This is a genomic window from Corallococcus sp. Z5C101001 (assembly GCF_007352635.1).
Taxonomy (GTDB): Bacteria; Myxococcota; Myxococcia; order Myxococcales; family Myxococcaceae; genus Corallococcus; species Corallococcus silvisoli.
In genome coordinates, this window is sequence record NZ_VKLU01000005.1 from 893936 (window position 1) to 907307 (window position 13372).

At 71.4% G+C, this 13372-nt stretch carries 10 protein-coding genes; 2 read left to right on the plus strand and 8 right to left on the minus strand.

All coding sequences use genetic code 11. The features are described 5' to 3' along the window. Position 1 precedes the first annotated feature (1 nt). Complete coding sequence (locus FOF48_RS14025; protein WP_143901730.1) at positions 2 to 1966, plus strand: HD domain-containing phosphohydrolase; 1965 nt, start codon at positions 2 to 4, stop codon at positions 1964 to 1966. On the opposite strand, the gene FOF48_RS14030 is transcribed toward FOF48_RS14025, so the two are convergent. From FOF48_RS14030 to metG, 3 genes are all read right to left on the minus strand, one after another. Then, positions 1953 to 2729 carry a TatD family hydrolase gene (locus FOF48_RS14030; protein WP_143901732.1) on the minus strand — a complete coding sequence of 259 codons (777 nt, stop codon included), beginning with the start codon at positions 2727 to 2729 and terminating at the stop codon, positions 1953 to 1955. The genes FOF48_RS14025 and FOF48_RS14030 overlap by 14 nt on opposite strands. Beyond that, positions 2726 to 3700, minus strand: coding sequence for a HEAT repeat domain-containing protein (locus FOF48_RS14035; protein WP_143901734.1), 975 nt, complete (start codon positions 3698 to 3700; stop codon positions 2726 to 2728). Before FOF48_RS14035 ends, FOF48_RS14030 begins: the two co-directional genes overlap by 4 nt. A 262-nt stretch (positions 3701 to 3962) precedes the next feature. Then, entirely contained in the window at positions 3963 to 6089 is a 2127-nt protein-coding gene (gene metG, locus FOF48_RS14040) for a methionine--tRNA ligase (RefSeq protein WP_143901736.1), read from the minus strand. A gap of 109 nt (positions 6090 to 6198) precedes the next feature. Between metG and FOF48_RS14045 the strand changes: the two genes are divergently transcribed. Then, a complete protein-coding gene (locus FOF48_RS14045; RefSeq protein ID WP_143901738.1) occupies positions 6199 to 6993 on the plus strand; it encodes an NRDE family protein in 795 nt (264 codons plus the stop codon). A 21-nt stretch (positions 6994 to 7014) separates the two neighbouring features. On the opposite strand, the gene FOF48_RS36760 is transcribed toward FOF48_RS14045, so the two are convergent. The 5 genes from FOF48_RS36760 to holB form a co-directional block, all read right to left on the minus strand. After that, positions 7015 to 7911 (minus strand): patatin-like phospholipase family protein, encoded by an 897-nt coding sequence (locus tag FOF48_RS36760; protein WP_143901740.1) that lies wholly within the window; start codon positions 7909 to 7911, stop codon positions 7015 to 7017. A 300-nt stretch (positions 7912 to 8211) separates the two neighbouring features. Next, the gene (locus FOF48_RS14055) at positions 8212 to 10107 is read right to left on the minus strand and encodes a M4 family metallopeptidase (protein WP_143901742.1); all 1896 of its coding nucleotides are present in this window, start codon (positions 10105 to 10107) and stop codon (positions 8212 to 8214) included. A gap of 388 nt (positions 10108 to 10495) precedes the next feature. Continuing rightward, positions 10496 to 10945 (minus strand): hypothetical protein, encoded by a 450-nt coding sequence (locus FOF48_RS14060; protein ID WP_143901744.1) that lies wholly within the window; start codon positions 10943 to 10945, stop codon positions 10496 to 10498. Between the two features lie 68 nt (positions 10946 to 11013). Further along, complete coding sequence (holA, locus tag FOF48_RS14065) at positions 11014 to 12318, minus strand: DNA polymerase III subunit delta (RefSeq protein WP_143902181.1); 1305 nt, start codon at positions 12316 to 12318, stop codon at positions 11014 to 11016. Positions 12319 to 12326: 8 nt separating this feature from the next. After that, a complete protein-coding gene (gene holB, locus FOF48_RS14070) occupies positions 12327 to 13361 on the minus strand; it encodes a DNA polymerase III subunit delta' (protein WP_143901746.1) in 1035 nt (344 codons plus the stop codon). Positions 13362 to 13372 lie beyond the last annotated feature (11 nt).

Below are 13372 nucleotides of genomic sequence, written 5' to 3' on the forward strand. Positions count from 1 at the left end.
CATGGCGAAGCGGCTGGGAGAGCGGTTGATTGAGGCCGGCCTCGTGACGCCAGGGGCCGTGGAGCAAGGTCTGGAGCACCAGAAGATCACCGGCCACAAGCTGGGGGACTGTCTGGTGGAGCTGGGCCTGCTCCAGGAGGCCGCGCTGCTGCGGCTCCTGGCCAACGAGTTCCAGACCCGCTTCGTCACCGCGGACAAGCTGGCCAAGGTCCGCATCGACACGAAGGTGCTCGACAAGCTGCCGGTCCGGCTGGCGGAAGCGCAGAACGTGCTCCCGCTGGCCGTGGATCCGGAGCGCAAGCTGTTGTCGGTGGTGGCCGCCGAGCCACAGAACAAGTCGCTGCTGGATGAGATCGCCCTCGTCACGGGCATGTCGGAGGTCTACGCGTACATCGGCCTGCGCAGCGCCATCTCCGCCGCGATCCGCAAGCACTACTACGGCGACCCCACCGCGTTCACCACGCTCCTGGAGGGCCCCTCCACGGGTGGGCCCCGCCGTCCGGACACGCCGTCCAACACCCACGTGGGCACGGAGCCCGGCCGGAGTGGCACCTCCGCGGGACGCAGCGCCACCAGCATCCAGATGCGCCTGGAGACGGACGCGCGGATGCGGCTGCAGCGCTCCGGCAGCGGCACGAACGTGGCGCGCGTCTCCACGCAGCGGCGCGAGCCGGGCGGCCCGCGCGGGCTCATCAGCGACACGGACTACGTGGAGACGCTGAGCCTGATGGTGGGCCTGCTGGAGCAGGACCGGCCCCGGCACCGGGGCCACTCGGCGCAGCTGGCGCGACAGGCGGGCATCGTCGGTCAGCGCATGGGCATGCCGCACAAGGAGCTGGCCGCGCTGTCCATCGCCGCGTACCTGCACGACCTGGGCAAGCCCCCGGAGCGCCACTTCTCGCTCGCGAGCAACGCGGCCAACGCGGAGTGGAAGGCCCAGGCGAAGGCGTGCTGCCGCGCGCCGACGAAGCTCTTCGAGACGGTGCACCTGCCCGCGCAGGTGAACACCATCCTCGCGCAGCTGTACGAGGCCTGGGACGGCTCCGGCACCCCCCAGGGCGCCAAGGGCGAGGACATCACCCTGGGCGCGCGCATCCTGGCCGCGGTGGACAGCTTCCTGGAGCTGACCAAGAACCCGGGCAACGCGCACGGCCGCGTCTTCACCAAGCCGCAGGCGCTGGAGCACCTGCGCAAGAACGCGGGCGTGCTCTACGACCCGGTGGTGGCGGACATCGTCGGCCAGCTCCAGAGCGGCTCGCTGCTGGTGCACCGGCTGGCCAGCGAGGGTCGGCAGGTGCTCATCGCCGAACCGGACGAAGCCACGCGCGGGGAGCTGCTGGAGGCGGTGCTCAAGCAGGAGCTGGTGGCGCACGCGCTGTCCACGCTGGACGGAGCCCTGGACGGCCTGGCGCGGCAGGACTGCGACGTGCTGGTGGTGAGCCTGCGGCTGGGACAGCAGGAAGTGATGGACCTGCTGGAGGCCGTCCGCTCCATGCCGGAGAGCGCGGGCCTGCCCATCGCCGTGGTGGGCGAGCCGGATGCCCAGGCGCGCGAGCGGCTGCTGATGGCGGGCGCGACGGCGGTGCTGTCCGCGTCCGACAAGCCGGAGGTCGCGCGCACCGTCCACGCGCTCTTCCAGGACCGGGTGCAGCACAACGGCCCGGGCCGGGTGGTGCGGGGCAGCTTCGACGAGCTTCCCCCGCGCGAGCTGCTGCGCACGCTGGGCGGCGGCAAGAAGAGCGGGAAGCTCCAGCTGCGGCACCACACGCTGGAGGGCTCGCTGCACCTGGAGCGGGGCCGCGTGGTGCACGCCGCGTTCGGTGGACACGCGGGCGAGCCCGCGCTGCAGGCCCTGCTGAAGCTGAAGCAGGCGGACTTCGTCTACGACCCGGACGCCCTGCTCCTGGACATGCCGCAGTTGGACCAGGACCTGGAGGCCCTGGCCAACGCGCTCAGTCCAGCGTGAGGTTGAAGAGGCGGGCCGCGTTCGCCGTGGTGACGCGGGCCACCTCTTCCAGCGAGACGCCCTTCAGCTCCGCCACCTTCTTCGCCGTCTCCAGCACGTGCGCGGGCTCGTTCTTGCGGCCGCGGTGGGGCACCGGCGCGAGGAAGGGGCTGTCCGTCTCCACCATCAGGCGCTCCAGCGGCGCGAAGCGCACCGCGTCCTGGAGGGCTTCGGTCTTCTTGTAGGTGATGACGCCGGAGAGCGACAGGAAGAAGCCCCGGTCCAGGTACTTGCGCGCCGCGGCCGTGTCCCCGGTGAAGCAGTGGATGACGCCGTTCGTGACGTCCTCCGCCGCCAGCGCCGCGTCGCAGTCGTCATGCGCGTCGCGCACGTGCACCACCAGCGGCTTGCCCAGGCGCTTCGCGAGCGCGCACTGGCGCCGGAAGACGGTGGCCTGCACCTCGCGCGGCGAGCGGTCGTAGTAGTAGTCCAGCCCGGCCTCGCCCACCGCGCGCAGCTCCGGACGGGCGCAGGTGCGCTCCAGCATCTCGAAGTCCGCTTCGGTGGCGCGTGCGGCCTCATGCGGGTGGATGCCCAGCGTGGGCGACAGGAACTCCGGGTGCCGCGCGGCCACCTCCAGCGCGTGGCCCCAGTCCCCGGGGCCGTGGAACTGCCCCACCAGCACCGCGTGCACCAGCCCCGCGGCCCGCGCGCGCTCCAGCACCGGCGCCACGTCCGCGTAGTCCTTCGGCTCCAGGTGGCAGTGCGCATCAACCAGTCTCATGGGCCCTCCCGAAACAGCTCTTCCAGTTCGCTGCGCGCGTCCTCCGAGGCGAAGGTGGGCACGGCGGCGCGCACGCGCTCCAGCCCCTCCGCCACGCCCAGGCGCCACACGCCATCCGCCGCGTCCAGCCGGTCGTCCTCGGGGGCGCTCCGGTCCTCCAGCACGGCGAGCAGCCAGGGCAGCGCCCGGGCATCTCCCAGCCGGCCCAGCCCGCGCGCGGCGGCGCCCCGGCATGCGTCCTTCGCGTCGCCGAGGATGTCCTTCAGCCGCTCCAGCGCGCCCGGCACCTTCAGCTCGCCGCACAGCTCCACCGCGAGCGCCCGGTCCGCGCTCCACTTCTTGCGCGTGCGCTGCATCAGCCAGTCCGCGCCCTCGGGGTCGCCCAGCTTCATCAGCACGCCGGCCGCCTGCGTCTTGTCGAAGGCGGGCAGCAGCCACTTGCCGAAGAGGCGCTTCACCGCGGGAAGCGCCCGCGCGTCCTCCAGCTCCGCGAGCGCCCCCAGCGCCCGGAAGCGCAGCGTGTCCACGTCCAGCGCGGCCACGAGGACCTCCAGGCCCGCGGGGTGCTTGAGGGCGGCGATGCCTCGCGCGGCCTCGAAGCGCACCTCCGGCGTGGGGTCCTCCAACATGCCCGCGAGCGCCCCGCGCGCATGGGGCAGCGCCAGGTCCGCGAGCCGGCCGGTGGCCTCCAACCGCACCCGGGTGTCGTCGTCGCGCAAGCGGGGCAGCAGCATGTCCGGGAGCTGCTCCGGCGGCAGCACCACCGAGGCCAGACTCACCCCCGAGCGGCGCACCTCCGGCTGGGCATCCCCGAGCAGTCGCGCGAGCACGTCCAGGAACTCCGCGGCGTGCGCGGGCTCCTCGGAGGCCAGTTGGAACAGCAGGTCCGCCGCCTCGGCCCGGCTCGCCGGACGCTTCTCCCGCTCCAGGGTCAACAGAGCGCGATCCCGCTCGGCACGCCAATCCGCCACGTCGTGTCACCTCGTTCGCCGGGGAGCGAAAGAGCCCCCCGGAACGTCCTTGAAGCCACCTCGAAACCACTTTTGCGCCCTGGCGCGAGCGGGGGGAACTCCCTGCACGGCCCGGGGGCATCGCGCTCATCCGGCGGCCGCTGGATGCCACGGGCGGTCCGGCGCCGCGCCGCCTCACGGCATCCCCGCGGAGCCCGGATGCGTGCTCCGAGGATGAACCGGGGGAGGCCCCCCGGCCCGTCCTCGAGCCCGCGACCGCGCGCTACTTCACGTCGCTGCCGGGCGCCACGTCGCCCGGATCCAACAGGGACAGGTCCTTGCCGCCCGAGCCGGCCGTCAGCAGCATGCCGCGCGACTCGATGCCCTTGAGCTTGCGCGGCTTGAGGTTCGCCACCACCACCACGCGACGGCCCGCCACGGCCTCCGGCGCGTACGCCTCCGCGATGCCGGAGACGATGGTGCGCGGCGCGCCCTCGCCCAGGTCCACGTCCAGCTTGAGCAGCTTGTCCGCGCCCTTCACCTTCTCCGCGGCCACGATGCGCCCCGCCTTCAGCACCACCTTGGCGAAGTCCGCGTACTCGATGTCGGCGGCGGGCGCGCCCTCGCCGGCGGGGGACGCCGGTGGGGTGGGCACCGCGGGCTGCGCCTCCGGGCTCTTCGCTTCCATGGACTTCTTCTCCGTCTTCGTGTCCTTGCCGCCAGCCTTCGCGGGCTGGGCGACAGGCGCGCCCTCGGGCGCCTTGATGATGGCGTTGACGCGGTCCTCTTCCAGCCGGGGCAACAGCGGCTCCGGCGTGCCCAGCGGATGGGCGCGGTCGAGCAACGGGTACTTCGCGGTGGCCAGCGCCTGGAACGTCAGGGGCGGCGCGTTGAGCTGGGCGAACAGCTTCTCCGACAGCCGAGGCGTCACTGGCGCGAGCAGCGCGCCCAGCAGGTACGCCACGTCCGCCGCGTCCGACAGGTCCGCCCGCGCCGCCTCCACGTCCTTCTTCACCTGCGCCCACGGCGCCTGCGTCTGCAGGAACGCGTTCGCCGTGGAGGCGATCTCCGTGATGACCTTGATGGCGGCGCGGTACTCCAGCTTCTCGAACGCGTCGCGCACCTCCGGCACCCGGGCCAGGGCGTCCTCCACCAGCTTGCGCCCCGCCCCGTCCGCGCGGCCCGGCGCGAGCTTCTTCTCCAGCGGTCCGGCCAGCAGCGACAGCGCGCGGTTGGCCAGGTTGCCCACGTTGTTGACGAGCTCGCCGTTCACCCGGAGGCGGAAGTCCTTGAGGTTGAGGTCCAGGTCCTCCACGCCCGCGCCCAGGTTGGCCGCGTAGAAGTAGCGCAGGTAGGTCGGGTCCAGCAGGTCCAGATAGTCGCGGGCGGCCACCATGGTGCCGCGGCTCTTGGACATCTTCTCCCCGTTCACCGTCAGGTGCCCGTGCACCTTGATCTCATTGGGGATGTGGAGCCCCGCGACCTTCAGCACCGCGGGCCAGAACAGCGCGTGGAAGTAGACGATGTCCTTGCCGATGAAGTGGACGATGCGCGTGGGGGCGTCCTTGCCCCAGTACTCCAGCGCATCCTTCGCGCGGCCGGACTCCTTCACCCACTTCTCCGTGGTCGCGATGTACCCGATGGGCGCATCCAGCCAGACGTAGAAGAACTTGTCCGTCTCCCCGGGGATCGCGAAGCCGAAGTACGGCCCGTCGCGGCTGATGTCCCAGTCCGACAGGCCCTTCTCGAAGAAGCCCTGGAGCTGGGCGGCGAGGCCCGGGTGGATGAAGCCGGGGCGCTTCAGGACCTCCTGGAGGAAGTCCGCGTGGCGCGACAGCTTGAAGAACAGGTGCACGGAGTTGCGGCGCACCGGCGGCGTGCCGCACAGCGCGCAGCGCGGGTCGATGAGGTCCGTGGGGTTGTAGGTCTTGCCGCACTTCTCGCACGCGTCGCCGTATTGATCCGGCGACTTGCAGTTGGGACAGGTGCCCCGGATGAATCGGTCCGGAAGGAAGCGCTTGTCCTTCTCGCAGTAGGTCTGCTCGATGTCGCGGCGGTCGATGTCGCCCGCGTCCTTGAGCCGCCCGTAGATGAGCTCCGCGTAGTGGCGGTTCTCCGGCGAGTTGGTGGAGTGGAAGTAGTCGAAGCGGATGTCGAAGTCGCGGAAGTCGCGCTGGTGCTCGTCGTGAAAGCGCGCGACGAACTGCTCCGGCGGGATGCCCTGCTTCGCGGCGTTGATCTCAATCGGCGTGCCGTGCGTGTCGTCCGCGCAGAAATAGACGACGTCCTGCCCGCATGAGCGCAGGAACCGCACGTAGATGTCCGTCTGGATGTACTCGACGGCGTGACCGAGGTGGATGGCGCCGTTCGCGTACGGAAGGGCGCTGGTAACGAGGGTTCTCTCCGCCATGGACTCTCCTGAGGGCGGCGGACCATAGCCGCTCGGGGAAACGAGGTCATCGGCAACATGCACGCCGGGAGCTGCATGGCACGGGAGTGGATGTTATCGACCGGAGGCCATGTGCACCGTGCTCATCCTCCGTAACGTCCATCCCGAGTGGCCGCTGGTCGTCGCCGCCAACCGGGATGAGTTCTACGCGCGCCCGGCCCACGGGCCGCGGATCCTCTCCGAAGCCCCGCGCACCGTAGGCGGCCAGGACGTGGAGCGAGGCGGGACGTGGATGGGCGTCACCCACGAGGGAACCGTGGTCGCCCTGACGAACCAGCGGGGCGCGCGCGGCCTGGGCACGGCCCCCCGCTCCCGGGGCGAGGTGGTGCTGAGCGCCCTCCAGGCCGGCTCGGTGGAGGCCATCGAGCGCTACCTCGGCACCCTGCCCGCCCCGGAGTTCCTCCCCTTCAACCTGCTCTACGGGGACGCACGCACGCTGCGCGTGGCCTACGCGCGGCCGGGCCACGCCCACCTGCTGCACGAGGACGTGCCCCCTGGCGTGCACGTGCTGCCCAACGACAGCCTGGACAACCTGGCGCTGCCCAAGGTCCAGCGGGCCCATGCCCTCGCGGAGGCCGTGGCGAAGCGTCCGTGGCCGCAGCTGGTGACCGGGCTCCAGGCGGCCCTGGCCGACCACGCCCTGCCGCCCCGGGACGCCGCGACGGGGCCGCTGGCGGAGAGCGACCTGCCCGCGGACTTCCTCCAACAGCTCCAGGCGCTGTGCATCCACACGGCGGCGTACGGCACCCGCTCGTCCACCATCGTCGCGCTGGCGCCCGGCCGCGTGGGGCACTACCTGGCCACCGACACCGCGCCCTGTCAGGGCGGCTGGCGCGACGTGACGGGCCTGCTCACGGCGCCGTGAGGCCCCTGGACGGTCCCTGGCTCAGTCCAGCCGCGCCCGCCTCACCGCGTCCCGGCCCGCATCGTACAGGGCCTCGAAGGCGGCCCCCCGGCCGGTGAAGGCCTCCACCGGCGGCGACGGGACCTCCACGCGGACCTCCCGGACGTCACAGTCCAGGTCGGAGCGGTAGAAGGCCGGCTCACCCGTGACGTTGATGGCGATGAGCCGCGCCCCCGGGAACAGCTGGCAGGCGTCGTGGACGGGCGTCGCGGACACCCGGTCCGCGCCTGGATCAATGCGCGCCAGCGTCGCGTCCTCGAACAGGAGCGGATTGGCGGCGCTCGCGGCCACGGCCGACGACAGCAGTCCGTGCGTCACCGTCACGCGTTGGAGGCCCTGCTCCGAGGGCACCTGATGGAAGGTGGCGAACGGCACGGGGAGGTCCTCCACCCGCGCTCCCGCGTAGAAGCGCTCCAGCACATGGGTGAAGCGCTCGTGGCTCAACCGGGGCACCGTGGCAGCGCCGCCCGCCGCGCCCAAGGCTCCCGCCGCCACGGCGGGCCCCAGCGCGCCGCCCGACACCAGCACCGCCAACAGGCCGACGGCGGCCCCCAGCGCACCGCGCGCGGCGGTCGTCCGGCGCGTCTCTTCTTCATAAGCCGTGAAGAAGGCCCGGTAGCGCTGGCGCAGGTCGCCCCCGGGCGCGGAGGCGTAGAGGCCGCCCACCACCGCGCCCATGCTGTTGCCCACCACACAGTCGATGCGGATTCCCCGGGCCGCGAGCGCATCCAGCGCGCCCACGTGCGCGAGCCCCTTGGTTCCGCCCACCGACAGCACCACGCAGGTCCGCGAAGCGGTCGCGCGCGCGCCGCGGTGGCACGACGCGGCCCCCATGGCCACCACCAGCGCCAGCAACACCTTGCCCAGCCGCCGCCCCATGCATCCTCCTGCCGTGCGGGAAGCGAAGGCACCCTACCCCGTTCCCGCACGGACGGCGCCCCAGGGCCTGCCTCCTCGCCCGCCCGGCCCTCCACGCGGCCTTGATTGGCGGGGGGCCTTCGGACAGGAGGCCCGTCGTCCCCGCCATGCTCGGCGCCCTACCAGCCGCTGGCGCCCGGCGACGCGGTCGCCTTCGGGGCCCCGCAAGCACAAACCGCCCCCGGAACGCAGGGTTCCGGAGGCGGTCGGTGAGGCCATCACGAGGCCCGGCGTGGACTCACGCCGGACCCGCGCGAGGGACTAGTACGTGGCCTTGAGGGACACGCCGCTGTACGCCGAGTAGCCGCGCAGCATGATGTACATCTTGCCCGCCGAGGCCTTCGCCGCCGCGCTGCACGACTCGTTGTTGCCGGACAGGTACGGACGGCAGTCATACGAGGTCGTCGTCGGGGCGGAGCCGAACTTGATGTACATGTCCGCGTCGCCCGTGCCGCCGCTCATCGCGTAGGTGGACGCCTTGGAGGCCGGCAGGTCGATGCAGTAGTACGCCGACGCACCGGACGCGCCGGACAGGCCCGTCTTCGCGACGCCGTTGGTCAGCGCGGTGCAGGTCGGGGGCGGCACCGTCACGCCCACGCCCACCGCTTCCCACGCCGCCTTCACCGCGTCCTGCGTGGCCTGGTCGTAGCCCAGCGCCGAGGCCGCCTGGATGGTCCAGGTCTTCGCCTGATCGAACGTGGTGCTCGCCGTGTAGATGTCGGTGTTGGCCTTGTACCAGATGCGGCCGGCCTTCTCGACGCCGATGCCCGGGACCACGATGGAGCTGCGGCCGCGCGGGTGCGTGCCACCCTTGGCGAGCAGCGCGAACGCCAGGTTCGGGATGCCGGAGCTGTAGTGCACGTCCTGGTTGGAGTAGTTCGGCGCCCAGTCCAGCGACACGCCGTCCTTCGCCGGGTCGTCCATGTAGCGCAGGGCGTCGTTCGGGATGTTCGGCGTCCAGACGTCCTCGCCCACCATCCAGATGTCCGCGGCGGTGCTCCACGCCTTGGACTGGCTCTCGCAGATGGCGCCGAACGTGTCGGACATCGCCTCGTTGAGGCCGCCGGACTGGCCGGAGTACGTCAGGTTGGACTCCTTCTCCGTCACCGCGTGGGTCAGCTCGTGGACCGTGACGTCCGCGTCCTTGCCCAGCTCGATGGAGTTCACGCCGTCGCCGTCGCCGTACACCATCTGGGTGCCGTCCCAGTAGGCGTTCACGTAGTTCTTGCTGTAGTGAACCGTGCTGATCAGCGTCTGGCCCGCGTTGTTGAGCGAGTCGCGGTTGAAGAGCGTCTTGTAGCAGTTGTAGGTGTAGCCCAGCATGTCGTAGTTCATGTCGACGTGCGAGTCACCGATGGCCGCCTGGCCCTCGCTGCGCTTGAGCGTGCCCGGCGTGGTGGTGCCGTTGTTCGCGCTGTAGACCTTGCGGCTGAGCGCGGTGTGGATCTCCGGCACGCGCAGCAGCGTGGCGCCGTTGATCGCGTCCACATAGACGCGGTCGCGCAGCGGCATCAGCGCGTTCTCGCCCGTCACCATGACCTCATGGGCCAGGCGCAGCTTGCCGTCCTGCTCGCCCTTCACGTACACGAGCCGCGAGCCCGTGACGGCCAGGCCCGTGCCCTGCGTGTCGCGCAGCGCCGCCGTGCGGGCGGCCTCCGCGGCGACCAGCGGACGCGCGGACAGCGTGCCGCCGGAGCGCGCGGAACCGTTCGCCCCGAAGATGGAGCCCGAGCGGTCCACGTGCACCACCAGCTCCTCGCCCACCACCGGCAGACCGTTCAGCGTCTGCGCGTAGCGGATGTGCGAAACGCCCTGGTCGTCCACGGACACCTTGCGGACCTGCAGGTCGGAGGCGCTCAGGCGGAAGATGGAGGCGATGGACGGCAGCGACCCGGCGATGGACGTGTGCACGTCCGCGACCGCGAAGCCCGTCAGCGCACGGTCCGCCTGGCCCAGGCGGCCCTGGATGGTGTGCGGCGTCCCATCCGCGTTCATGCCGACAATCTGGGCGCCGGGGATGACGCTCAGCGCGCTCTGCACATCCGCGATCTCATCCGGCTTCTGCTGATCGTTCGAAGAGTTGGAGTCCATGCCCTCGACGCCGCAGGCGGCGAGGGGAAGGGTGGCCAGCAGGGCAACGAAACGGGTGCGAACCAAGGTGGTTCCTCCTGCCCGGCGTAGGGGGTCTCGCCGTGGCAGCCCTCCTTTGAGCATTTGTCAGGCCAACTCATTAAGTGCCCGGAATACCTCGCAGTAAGAGAAGAACTTGAAACGTGGCTGGCACATGAATGCCCAGGAAATCTTCTGAAATGTGCAAGTTCCCGTTACGTATTCAGGCCCAAGCGCCCGTTCTTCCTCGGGATTCCGGAAGAGCCGGGGGCCTGTCCTGAACAATGACAGTGCACACCGGGTGTGTCCTCTATTCGAGCAATCCAAGGTTGACGGCTTTTTCTTGGTGCGCAAAGGATGACCGGGATTTCGCGCGCCGTGCGTCAAAGCCATACACGGGCAGCGTGCCGCGCACCGCCGGGAGGTTGCGTCAACCTCAACGCGGAAGGCCAAGCAGCACGCGCGCGCGTCCCTCCATGGGCAGCGCGGCTTCTTCCACCGTGGTGATGCCCGCCTCGCGGGCCACGTCAGCCAGGTGGCGCATCCACGGCTTGTAGGGCATGCCGTTGTCGGAGCAGCACGGGACGACGGCGAAGCCCAAGCCGTGGCGCGCGGCGTACTCGATGATGATCCGCGTGGCGCCGTCCGGGTGCATGCCCACGACGAGCTCCGCCTCGCAGGGCTCTTCCAGGGTGAAGGGCCGCTGCGCGTACCGCACCGGCAGGTGCTTGTGGCGCAGGTCGAAGGTGGTGACGGTGCGCCCGCGCTGGGTGAGCGCCTCGTTGAGGCGCCCCTGCCCGCCGGCCACGTCGTAGACGCGGAGGGCCTGGGGGAAGCGCGTGACGAGCAGGTCCGCGAAGAGGTCGAAGCGTCGCTTGTCCGCCATGAAGCTCCTCTATCCCAGGCCGGGCCCGGTGCGCACGCCTGGTGCGCGCAGGCCCGCTGGAGCGGGGCTCAGGCGCGGGTGCACACGGTCCACAACAGCCGTTCGATGACCAGCTTCCCGCTGGCGGACGACTTCAGCGCCAGGTCCGCGTCCGCGCAGGCCACCAGGGCGTTGAGCAGCTCGCGGCGCTCGTACCGGGCGGCCGCCTGCATGCCGAACGCGAGCGCCCAGGCGTTGGGAGTCTTGCGCTTGGTGGCCTTCAGCTCCGCCTCCAGCTTCGGGAGGATGCGCGCCTCCACGTCCCGGCCGGTGCGCGGCGGCTGCCCGCCCGCGTACTTCTCCAGCCAGGCGTGGTTCTCCAGCAAGGAGCGGACGATGGACGCCACGGCCCCCAGCAGCTGGAGGGCGTGCGTCCCCTGCCCCATCGCGTCCTCGGCGTAGGAGAGCGCGTCGCGCAGCTCGCGCTTCTGGAGGGCCTCCGTCAATTCGAAGAACTCCTCCTCGCGCGCGTGGTGCACCAGCAGCGTCACGTGCGCCGCCTCGATGGTGGGCCCATCCGCGTAGACGGCCAGCTTCTCCAGCTCCGACTGGAGCAGCCGGATGTTGCCGCCGATGCGCTCCTTGAGGCCCTCCAGCGCGCCCGGGCCCAGCTTCTTCTTCAGGGGCGCGAGGAAGTCCCTGGCGATCTCACTGAGGTCCAGGTCCTTGTGGCGCGCGGCCACCTTGCGCTCGAAGAGCCGGCCCTTGTCCTGCGCGAACTTGAGCAGCGGGCTGCGCGAGTCCACGTCCGTCGCCGCCAGCACCAGCGCGTGTCCGGGCGGCACGCCCTTCTGGAGCAGCTCCAGCAGCGCGGAGGCGTCCCCCTCCGGGGCGCTGATGCGCTCGTCGCGGCAGAAGGCCGCCGCTTCCTGGAGGAAGGCGAGGTCCGCCTCCGCCAGCTCCACGTTCAGCTCGTCCTTCCACTGCTCCACGGACGGCGCGCCGGGCACGCGGGGGTCCAGCTGATCCACGCCCCAGCCCGCCCGGCCCGCGAGCGCCAGCAGCCGCCGGGCCCCCTCCTTGCGCTTGCCCGCCTTCCACGCGTCGCGCGCCTTGGCCAGCGCGTCGCCCTTGCCCTTCTTGGGCGCGAGGAACTCCGGGTCGCGCACCAGCACCACCTTGCGCCCGGGGAACAGCGGCAGCGTGGCCAGCTCCTGCGCCACCTCGCGCGGAGAGGCCGCGTCCAGCACCGCGAGGTTCAGCCCCATGGCGGCGTCCGGCACCAGGGTCTTCACCAGCTCGTCGGCGCCCTTGCGGACCAGGAACTCCTCGCCCCACAGGAGGTACAGCGGCCACACCTTGCCGCCCTTCACCTCCGCCAGCACCTCGTCCATGTCCGCGCTCACCGGCCCTCCACGCACAGCTCGATGAAGAGCCGCTCCAGCTGCAGCCGGGGCGCGCCGTTGCGAGTGCCAATGGCCGTGCGCGCGGACTCCAGCAGCGCGTGGCGCCGGTGCAGCGCGGCCTCGGACATGCGCCCCGCCGCTTCCTCGGCCAGCCCCTTCAGGTCCCGGTTCGCCATCGCGCCCTCCGCTCCCGCCTTCACGAGCGACACGTCCCGCGTCCACAACAGGAGCAGCTCCAGCGCCGCGTCCGCGTCCTCGCGCGAACCGCCATGGGCCTCCGCGAACCTCAGCAGGGCCGGGAGGTCCTGGCCGCTCAGGGACTCGAAGGCGGTGAGGACGTCCTTGCGCTCCTTCAGCGCGTCCACGTCCAGCGCGAGCGCCCGGCCCAGGCTCCCCCCGGACATCACCGCGGCCAGGGCGGCGGTGTCCGCGTCCAGCTTGCGCTCCTGCCGCACGTGCCGGGCGACCAGCTCCACCGGCAGCGGGCCGAAGTACACCTTGCTGCACCGGCTGCGGATGGTGGGCAGGAGCCGGTCCATGGCGCTGGCCACCAGGATGAGCGTGGTCTCCGCGGGGGGCTCCTCCAGCGTCTTGAGGAAGGCGTTCTGGGCCTGGATGTTCATCTGCTCCGCGCTGACCAGGATGGCGACCTTGCGCTTGGACTCCAGGCCGCGCAGCGCCAGGCGCTCCTGGAGTTGGCGGATCTGCTCCACGCGCAGCTCCCGGCTGGGCGTGCCGGTGAAGTCCGAGCGGCCGGCGAGCCCCCGCGACACGCGCTCGTCATCCGGCATCACCCAGGTGACGTCCGGGTGCAGCCCCTTGGCGATGCGCACGCAGCTGGCGCACTTCCCGCAGCCCACGTCCGGGGCCTCCGGGCACGTGAGGGCCTGGGCCAGCCCCACCGCGGCCAGCTCCTTGCCGACGCCCTCTGGACCGGCGAACAGATAGGCATGGTGCACCGAGCCGGAGCGCAGGGCGGAGTGGAGCGCGTCCATCGCGCGGGGCTGTCCCTGCACCGAGGCAAGCGTCATGGGGGCGTGTA